Source organism: Tropicimonas sp. IMCC6043 (assembly GCF_004146235.1).
Taxonomy (GTDB): Bacteria; Pseudomonadota; Alphaproteobacteria; order Rhodobacterales; family Rhodobacteraceae; genus Tropicimonas.
Genome location: NZ_SELO01000111.1, coordinates 1 through 1,680, shown reverse-complemented (window position 1 = coordinate 1,680; position 1,680 = coordinate 1). Strand labels below are relative to the sequence as shown.

The window sequence follows — 1,680 nt, the reverse complement described above, 5'->3', positions numbered from 1 at the left end:
AGACCGGTTGTAGCGTTTCACCCATGCATGTGCCCGAAGCTGCCGACGGTTCATGTGTAGCAGACTGATCTTAAAGCGCTTTCAGGCACACGCAAATTTCCCCGAAGATTTAGACGATTAAGCTGGGATGATCGGAGTGGATGAAGCGCACCGTCTTTTTATGGGCGTATTCATCCCGAGGCTCAGACACCCGGTCCCGACCCAATGCAGATCTCGCCTGACGGAAGCGTTCAGCGAACTGGAGGTTCAAGGCGCAACTTTGTCCAACTATGCTCCGAACGGAAACAATCTACTCGCTGGAGCTGCACTCATCAGGCAGTGGAAACAAAATGGTTAGCGGCCCCACGATCTCTGGAATTTTTCCGCCACAGACTTGCCGTAATCTCTTCACAAACTTCTCAACGGGATGTTAACTTCCTCGTGAGCCGTCGCTTGGCTGTTCATCAAATAGAATTTGAAATGAGGGAAAAGGATGAAACTTTCCAGTATCGTTACAAGTCTGTTCGGGGCCGCGGCTCTCAGCACGACATTCGCCGCGGACGCGAACGCGTTGAGCTTCGGGTTGGCGGGATCGCCGACCTCGACATCACTGCCAGCTGGCCTCTACAGCCTGCTCGTGCCGGATCTGCCCTATGCCATTGTCGACTATACGGACTCCGAGCCGTTGGTTGGCGCCGGGTTCGGAGGTCTGACGGTGGACCCGAACACCTGGATCACGGCGACCTACATGGGGTCGGAAGCCGGCGCGAATAACAGCGCGAGGCTGTCCTTCGGCGGAGAAACCTTCTTCAATGACGGATCCACCGTCGTTGGGGACTCCATCACCTACCAGAATACCGGCAACTTCGTCGACCTGAGGTTCTCAACCGACAATCTGGGCGGCGGCGACTGGATCGACAACAACTCGGGTCAGGCGTCAGACAGTTCGCTTCATCTGGCCTTCACCGACATCTCGAATGAGGTTGGTGACGTCTGGACCGTCTTTGCTTTCTTCGGCGATGGCGCCGGAGACAGTGACTACGACGACATGGTGATTCGTCTCGACATCACGACGGCTCCGATCCCCGTCCCGGCAAGTGTGCTTCTGCTGCCGACCGGTCTGGCCGGACTGGCATTCATGCGCCGCCGTCGCAAGGCTGCCTGACGTAACGCAAGTCACGTTGTTCAGAACGAACCCGGCGGAGGTCTCCGCCGGGCTTTTCTCTCCGAAGTACATTCTTCGACACTCGCGCCGAACAGTCCCACGTCGCGAGACAGGCCGCCATTCTCAAGCGTTCCCACGGCCGATTCGGACCTTGGTCCAAACACCTTCAAGGCGATCGTTGGGACGTCGCGCTTATTCGGGCGGCCCCCTTGCACTGTGGCTGCAGAGGTAGCAATTGCGCCTCACACTCAGGCATTCTCCACACTATGGAAACAATCCGCCCGATAGTCGCCACTTTTCGCCGAGGTTTGCCTTAAGAATAACGTTTTTTGTTCACATTTCCTCGAGAAATCCGTTAACCTCTGATGAGGGCGAACCTTCGGGTTCGATTTCCTGCTCGCATGGCGAGCTTAGGTCATGTTGACAAATGGCGGAGCCAGAGGCGGATTGATGTGATGTCGATGAAGCCGAGGAAGCTTTCAGCCGTTTTGTCGTAGCGGGTCGCGACTCGGCGTGCATTCTTGAGCTTGTTGAAG

1 protein-coding gene and 1 pseudogene are annotated in these 1,680 nt (G+C 56.4%); one reads left to right on the top strand and one right to left on the bottom strand.

Annotated elements, in window-relative coordinates:
• Nucleotides 1-472 precede the first annotated feature (472 nt).
• A complete protein-coding gene (locus tag EU800_RS25940; RefSeq protein ID WP_129636339.1) occupies nt 473-1,144 on the top strand; it encodes a VPLPA-CTERM sorting domain-containing protein in 672 nt (223 codons plus the stop codon).
• A 415-nt stretch (nt 1,145-1,559) separates the two neighbouring features.
• Here EU800_RS25940 and EU800_RS25935 read toward each other — a convergent pair.
• Nucleotides 1,560-1,680, bottom strand: a pseudogene (locus EU800_RS25935) (IS5/IS1182 family transposase); the annotation flags it as partial.

Coding starts and splice junctions, on each gene's coding strand:
- EU800_RS25940 (WP_129636339.1), top strand. CDS start 473: ATGAAACTTTCCAGTATCGTTACAAGTCTGTTCGGGGCCGCGGCTCTC.